The sequence below is a fragment of the Ligilactobacillus equi DSM 15833 = JCM 10991 genome, from assembly GCF_000615765.1.
Taxonomy (GTDB): domain Bacteria; phylum Bacillota; class Bacilli; order Lactobacillales; family Lactobacillaceae; genus Ligilactobacillus; species Ligilactobacillus equi.
This window is the reverse complement of sequence record NZ_BAMI01000027.1, coordinates 21,570-28,220: the sequence shown is the minus strand read 5'-3', so window position 1 is coordinate 28,220 and position 6,651 is coordinate 21,570. Positions and strand designations below refer to the sequence as shown.

7 protein-coding genes and 1 pseudogene are annotated in these 6,651 nt (G+C 40.6%); 6 read left to right on the top strand and 2 right to left on the bottom strand.

Features of this window, described 5'->3' with window-relative positions:
* Positions 1 to 222 (top strand): hypothetical protein (locus tag JCM10991_RS15770; protein ID WP_035188301.1); only part of this gene is annotated, 222 nt, incomplete at its 5' end.
* Positions 223 to 508: 286 nt separating this feature from the next.
* Here JCM10991_RS15770 and gdhA read toward each other — a convergent pair.
* Positions 509 to 1,841 (bottom strand): annotated as a pseudogene (gene gdhA / locus JCM10991_RS13105) (NADP-specific glutamate dehydrogenase).
* 248 nt (positions 1,842 to 2,089) lie between these two features.
* Here gdhA and JCM10991_RS16160 point away from each other — a divergent pair.
* Together JCM10991_RS16160 and JCM10991_RS16155 are read left to right on the top strand one after the other, a co-directional pair.
* Entirely contained in the window at positions 2,090 to 3,187 is a 1,098-nt protein-coding gene (locus JCM10991_RS16160; protein WP_025020955.1) for an alpha amylase N-terminal ig-like domain-containing protein, read from the top strand.
* A complete protein-coding gene (locus JCM10991_RS16155; RefSeq protein ID WP_155889597.1) occupies positions 3,094 to 3,867 on the top strand; it encodes an alpha-amylase family glycosyl hydrolase in 774 nt (257 codons plus the stop codon). The genes JCM10991_RS16160 and JCM10991_RS16155 overlap by 94 nt, the downstream gene beginning before the upstream one ends.
* Before the next feature lie 44 nt (positions 3,868 to 3,911).
* Here the strand turns inward: JCM10991_RS16155 and JCM10991_RS06955 are convergent, their stop codons facing one another.
* Positions 3,912 to 4,496 (bottom strand): uracil-DNA glycosylase family protein, encoded by a 585-nt coding sequence (locus JCM10991_RS06955; protein ID WP_023859967.1) that lies wholly within the window; start codon positions 4,494 to 4,496, stop codon positions 3,912 to 3,914.
* A 198-nt stretch (positions 4,497 to 4,694) separates the two neighbouring features.
* Here JCM10991_RS06955 and JCM10991_RS06950 point away from each other — a divergent pair, with 198 nt between their 5' ends.
* From JCM10991_RS06950 to JCM10991_RS16585, 3 genes are all read left to right on the top strand, one after another.
* Positions 4,695 to 5,735 carry an oxidoreductase gene (locus tag JCM10991_RS06950; protein WP_025020952.1) on the top strand — a complete coding sequence of 347 codons (1,041 nt, stop codon included), beginning with the start codon at positions 4,695 to 4,697 and terminating at the stop codon, positions 5,733 to 5,735.
* Between the two features lie 127 nt (positions 5,736 to 5,862).
* Positions 5,863 to 6,228 carry a formate/nitrite transporter family protein gene (locus tag JCM10991_RS16590; RefSeq protein WP_439645937.1) on the top strand — a complete coding sequence of 122 codons (366 nt, stop codon included), beginning with the start codon at positions 5,863 to 5,865 and terminating at the stop codon, positions 6,226 to 6,228.
* Positions 6,225 to 6,551, top strand: coding sequence for a formate/nitrite transporter family protein (locus JCM10991_RS16585; protein ID WP_439645936.1), 327 nt, complete (start codon positions 6,225 to 6,227; stop codon positions 6,549 to 6,551). Before JCM10991_RS16590 ends, JCM10991_RS16585 begins: the two co-directional genes overlap by 4 nt.
* Positions 6,552 to 6,651: the final 100 nt, after the last annotated feature.

The following is a 6,651-nucleotide window of genomic DNA, read 5'->3' as shown; positions in this document are numbered from 1 at the left end:
GTAAATTACATAAATAATAGTAATGATACTGAAATTATTAACTGTACAAATCCTATGATTCCTTTAATAAAATTATACTTTGCAGAATTAAATAGGAAAATTCTATTTATTAAAAATTCACTACTAAAGGAAAATAAAAAGTTAAATATAATAAAAAATAAGTACAATTTTATATTATTAATTATTGGGAATGTTAGTAGAATTGCTGACAATGTAAAATAAATAGTTAATGTGTATTTCTTGAAGCACATGTTTTAACACCTACTTTCCATAAACAATGATATGAAATACTATCACAACTCTACCTTTTCATTGTAACCGCCTTCTTGTGAAGGTTCAAGAAAATGTATCGACACGAAGCAAAAATATTTTACACTATTATCCTATAGCTAAATTTTCTATCATTTTTAATTCCTACAAAGCTCCCGAATTTTCTGGGAGTTTTTTCGTAGCAAACATAACAAAAATGCACCTCCAACAAGGCGCATTGTTATTTTGTAATTTAATTTTAAACGATACCTTGGGCTTCCATAGCATTAGCGACCTTTTCGAATCCAGCAATGTTAGCACCAGCTACATAATCTTCGTCTTTGCCGTACTTCTTAGCGGCAGCAGAGATATTTTGGTAGATATCGGCCATGATGGCTTGTAATTTACTGTCAACTTCTTCAAAAGTCCAAGACAGACGTTCAGAGTTTTGACTCATTTCGAGGGCAGAAACAGCCACCCCACCAGCGTTAGCAGCCTTACCAGGGAGAAAAGCAATTTTATTTTCTTGAAGGAAGTCAGTTGCTTCGCGTGTAGTTGGCATGTTAGCTCCTTCAGCGACGACTTGAACTCCATTAGCGACTAAAGTTTGGGCATCTTCAAGGTGAAGTTCGTTTTGCGTTGCACATGGTAAGGCAATGTCAGTTTTTACGCTCCAGACACCACGACCTTCGTGGTATTCAGCTGATGGCCGAGCAGCAGCATATTCTGTAAGCCGGGCCCGTTTAACTTCTTTAACTTCTTTTAAGAGAGCCACATCGATACCTTCTGGATCGTAAATCCAACCGGTTGAATCAGAGGTAGTTACGACTTTAGCACCAAGTTCTTGAGCTTTTTCAATCGCGTAAATTGCCACGTTCCCAGCCCCAGAAACGGTCACGGTCTTGCCTGTAAAACTGTCATTGTGGTCTTTGAGATATTCATTAACAATGTAAAGCAAACCATAACCAGTTGCTTCTGTTCGTGCAAGGGAACCCCCAAAGGTCAAACCTTTTCCAGTTAATACACCTTCGTAAGCTGTACGGAGGCGTTTGTATTGACCGTAAAGGTAGCCGATTTCACGAGCCCCAGTTCCAATATCGCCGGCAGGAACATCGACATTCGGGCCGATATGTTTGTAAAGTTCCGTCATGAAACTTTGACAAAAGGCCATAATTTCACGGTCAGACTTGCCCTTAGGATCAAAGTCTGAACCACCTTTCCCTCCGCCGATTGGTAAGGTGGTTAAGGAGTTTTTGAAGACTTGTTCAAAGCCAAGGAATTTAATGGTTCCCAATGTTACAGAAGGGTGGAGACGAAGCCCACCTTTGTAAGGGCCGATGGCATTGTTAAATTGTACCCGGAAACCGTTATTAACTTGTACTTGCCCTTGGTCATCAATCCAAGGAACGCGGAAGAGTATTTGACGGTCAGGTGGTAATGCGTTCCAGTAAAGCTTCCTTGCGGTAATGAGCTTCATTGGCTTCGATTACAGGGCGAAGCGAGTCAAGCACTTCTTTGACAGCTTGGTGGAATTCTGGTTGCGCAGGATTTTGGTCCACAACGCGTTGGTATACTTCATCAACATATGTCATCAAAAAACATCCTTTCTCAAAGAACCGTGTAATATAATCTAACAACTCAATTTTAAAAGTATAAAAAGCTAAAGTCAATTATTTTTTAATCGAAAACACATAATTTTTACTTTAATTTAAGAAAACTATAAAAAACTACTACAAAAGTTATTTTAGCGCTTGCATAGCGGTGGGTAAATGGATTACTCTAAAGATAGTGAGAAAAATTCAGGGATCATGATAGCCTGGAAAGCAAGGAAGGTTCGAATATGGAATTATCTGCAGTTATCCATCGTCCTGCAAGTGAAATGGCCTACCTCATTAATGAGAACGTGCTGCGTGTTTCTTTGCGGGCTAAACATAATAATATTAAAGCAATTGAAATTTTTTACGGTGATCCCTATGATCGCCGTGTAACTCAAAATAATCAGGAGGTTTGGACGTATCAAACTAAACCAATGCATCGCCAGTTAAAAGGGGTTTTAACGGACTACTGGCAAGTTGATTTACCTGTGCCTGAAAGCCGCCACTTGGAATATGCCTTTCGTATTAAGAGTGCTGATGACCGTCAATATCTCTATGATGACCGACGATTAACCACCTATAGCGAAAAGAATCGGGCCAACATTAAAGGTTTCCGGACGCCTTATTTAAATATCAGCGATGTTTTAACAATTCCTGGCTGGCTCAAACAAACAACTTGGTATCAAGTAATTCCGGACCGTTTTGCCCAAGGTAAAGAGGTATCCCTTGAAGAACTAAGCGACCAAAAACCATCAGCTAACAGCTTAAATGGAAGCTTACAAGGTCTGGTGCAAAATCTGGATTACATTGCGGATTTAGGTTTTAACGGTTTGGATTTGACGCCAATTTTTAAAGCCTACTCTAACCACAAGTATGACACCATTGACTTCTTTAACGTGGACTCTAGTTTGGGGGAGAAAGAAGACCTGGCCCAATTAGTAACTAAAGCTCATGAAATGGGGATTCATGTGATGTTAGAAGCGACGATTAACTATTTAAGTGATGCGTCCTTACAATGGCAAGATGTGCGAAAAAATGGGGCCCACTCCCGTTTCGCTAGTTGGTTTAGGATTTATGAGTTTCCAGTAACCTATAGTTTGGAAGTCGACCCTAATTACGCCCGGCAGGCTAGTTATGCCATGTTCGCTAATAACCCTCATATGCCAATGTTGAATTTGGAAAATGAAGAAGTTCAAGCTTATCTTTTAGGTGTCTTGGCTTACTGGGTGAAAGAATTTGATATTGATGCTTGGCGTTTGAGCACGGTGATGATATTCCTCAAGCTTTCCAAGCCAAAATCGCTAAGAAATTACGGAAGATTCGGCCGGATATTTACTTATTGAGTGAAAATGTTCAAACCTCCCAAAATCATATCGGCCAACCGGTCTTTAACGGGGCGGTTAACTACCCACATATGGAAGTTATCAAGAGTTACTTTAGCGAAAAAGAAGAAAGTAGTGGTGAATTTATTGCCGCTTTAAATGCTCAATTTTTACGCAACCGTCGCCAAACTAACCAAGGAATGTTTAATGTGTTAGACACTCCTCTGAGTCCGCGTTTAATGAGTCAAGCTCATGATGATCCGCAACTATTACGGGCCATCTTGGCCTTTAATTATCTGCAAGTTGGGACTCCGGTGGTTCTTTATGGAACAGAACAATTAATGGCGGGGATGGAAGCACCTAACAACCGGCAAAACCTCTCCTGGGAAGAAGAAAAGCAAAATGATGTGATGAAACGTTATTTACGTCTTTTAAATAATTTCCGTCATGAGTACGCAGACGTATTAACCGATGGGAACTTCGAATGGAGCCAATACAGTAACCGTTACAACTACTTTAGTTTCATACGGACTTTTGGTGATAAGAAGATTTTTGTCCTCTTTAACTTGGGAATAGGAAGTATTCGTTTCCAATTGCCTAAGAATACTAAGTTGATTTTAAGTCAGAATTTGGTTGACAATGAAAATCGTTTAGGGCAATATGGCTTTGTCATTATTGAATCAAAAACTAATCAAAATTAAATTTAGAATAATAAGGATTGACCAAGCGGCCAGTCCTTTTTTCTTTACCGTAAAATACGCTTAACTAAGGCCTGGAGTTCAGGAATAACCTGGGCTTCAAACCAAGGATTCTTAGCCAACCAAATTTGATTGCGTGGCGAAGGGTGAACTAAAGGAAAGTAGCGGGGGAGATAGTTTTGATAGTTTCGCACTACATCTGTAAGTTTGACGGAACTCTTGAGATTGAGGTAGTACTTGTTGGCGTAGGCTCCGACTAAAATTACAAGTTCAATCTTTGGCATGGCAGCGAGCAATTGGGGATGCCACTTTTGCGCGAATCCTTTGCGTGGTGGTAAGTCACCATTTTTACCATGCCCCGGGAAGTAAAAGTCCATTGGCATAATAGCAATTTTATGATTGTTATAAAATTCTTGGCGACTCACACCAAGCCACTCTCGAAGGCGGTCCCCACTTTTATCATTCCAGACCATTTGACTGTCTTGGGCTTTTTGCCCAGGAGCTTGTCCAACAATAAGAATTCTAGCTTCAGGTGAGGCAGAGTAAAGCGGATTAATCCCAGCCTGAGTATAAGTTTGATTTTGCGAATCAGCCTTAATAGCTGTAAAAATGTGGTTTAATTGATTTGTCATAAAAATCACCTCATAAAAAATAGCCCCTAAAAGTAGGGACCGTGGAAAATATTACTATTTGCCCCTGCCAAGGGACTCCATTATATCATACAAAGCTAAGCTATAGTTTGAATTCACTAGAGTTGTTTGTGCATAATTTTGCGTGGTTTAAAGAAAAGACTTATAATAAATAAGTAAATTGAAATGGAGGAAATTATCATGTCAAAATTACTTTCACCTGTCCAAATTGCAGGTTTAGACTTGAAAAATCGGGTAGTTATGCCACCTATGTGTATGTATGATGTGCAAGCTGAAGATGGTTTACCAACGAGTTTCCATCACGCTCATTATGGAGCGCGTGCTATTGGGGGCGTGGGACTGATTATCCAGGAGGCGACGGCCGTTACTCCGGAAGGTCGCCTCACCAAAAATGACCTCGGTTTATGGAATGATGCTCAAGGTCAAGCCTTGGCTAAGATGGTTTCTGAACTCCACCAGCTCGGTACCAAAGTCGGCGTACAATTGTGCCACGCCGGACGTAAGGCAAAAGATGCCACGCAACCATTAGCCCCAACGGCGTTAGACTATGATGACCAGGGTTCCTTTAAGACGCCCAAGGAAATGACTTTAGCTGATATTGAAGAAGTCAAGGCTGCTTTCGTGGCTGCAGCTAAACGGGCGGAAGCCGCCGGGTACGACATGCTTCAATTGCATGGCGCTCACGGCTACTTAATTAACCAATTTTTGGAACCAATGACCAACCACCGTCAAGATGCTTATGGTGGTTCCTTGGCAGCGCGCTTCCGTTTCTTAAAAGAAGTGGTGGCCGAAGTTAAAGCAGCGGTTTCGTTACCAATTTGGGTGCGCTTATCTGTTTCTTCTTATGCCCAAGAAGGTAATAGTCTGGCTGATTATCAAACAATAGCCCGTTGGTTAGAAGAATTGGGAGTAGCTTGCCTGGATATTTCAACGGGTGGGGTCTTACCTTTGAGTCCAAATTTCCCAATTTATGGTGGTTATCAAGCAAACTTTTCTGCTAAAATTAAAGCGGCAGTTGAGATTCCAGTAACGGCGGTAGGACTAATTAAGAGTCCTGAATTAGCAGAATATCTACTCCAAAACGACCAAGCTGATTTAATTGAAGTAGGGCGAGAATTAATTGCCCAACCAAATTGGCCGGCGCAAGCTGCTAAACAACTTCATGACCATGATTTCTCAGTCTACAATCATTCTTATCAAAGAGGAATTGGTCAACTATAATTAAGAAGTAAACTTGTTCATGTCGGACGAGTTTTTTTTCTGGCAAAAATATAACGAAAATTGAATGGTGAAATCGCCTACAAAAGTGGTAGGATGAATGTGAAACATAACACAAAGGAGTGGTTTGATGTATCAAGAATCAATTCAAGCAGTTAAGGGAGCTGCTAATAAGAAGTTAGCTCTTTTACATAATAATCCACTTGGTTACTTCCTCTTATCTTGCTTGGCTGGTATGTACATTGGTTTTGGGATTTTACTATCCTTTACCGTAAGTGGACAATTACAAGGTATCCCAGCTACCAAATTAATCATGGGACTCTGCTTTGGGGTGGCTTTGAGTTTAGTGATTATTGCTGGCGCAGAGCTCTTTACAGGCAATAACTTTGTCTTAGGGGTTGGCCTTTTCACCAAGCAAAATAAATTCTTGGACGCGTTATATCTGTGGTTTGTATGTTGGTTAGGTAACCTTTGCGGGGCGGTAATTTTGGCTTGATTTTTAATGCTTGTGGTCTCCAAGTTGAAGGAGTGGCAAAAGCTTTAGCAGCCGCTGCTTTCATGAAAACTCACTTAGGAATTGAAGCCCTATTGGCTCGCGGGGTTTTGTGTAACATTCTTGTTTGCTTGGCCGTTTGGTCTGGCTTCCAAACCAAAAATGATGCAGCTAAACTGATTATGGTTTTCTGGTGTCTGTTAGCTTTCTTCACCACCGGTTTTGAACACAGTGTGGCTAATATGACCGTCATTACGGCAGGTTTATTAGCTCCTATGGGCCAAAACATTACTTTGGGTGGCTTTGCTACAACCTTTTCTGGGTAAGTTTAGGTAACATGATTGGAGCTATTTTCTTCCTAGCCTTACCATATGTACTTGCTGCCAAGAAGCAAAAATAATTTTAAAAGAACCCGTCACACCAAAC